The following is a 246-nucleotide window of genomic DNA, read 5'->3' on the forward strand; positions in this document are numbered from 1 at the left end:
GTTGCCCGTGATCGGCTCCCTGGCCCGTAGCACGAGCTTCCAGCAAGACCAGACCGAGCTGCTGTTCGTCGTGACGCCGCGACTGGTCAAGCCGCTACCCGCGCAGTATCCGTTGCCGACCGACAGCTTCGGCCCGGATACTGCGCGGCGAGCTGTACCTGAACGGCAACATGGAAGGCCACCCGGTCAAGCCTGCAGCGGCACCTGCCGCAGCTGCTACACCGACAGCAGCACCCGCACCGGCGG

The 246-nt window shown here is 67.5% G+C and carries 1 protein-coding gene; it reads left to right on the top strand.

The window, feature by feature from the left end; all coding sequences use genetic code 11:
* Positions 1-246 (top strand): hypothetical protein (locus RVY79_RS21060; protein WP_317466557.1); only part of this gene is annotated, 246 nt, incomplete at both ends.

Source organism: Chromohalobacter sp. HP20-39 (assembly GCF_033052815.1).
Lineage (GTDB): Bacteria > Pseudomonadota > Gammaproteobacteria > Pseudomonadales > Halomonadaceae > Chromohalobacter.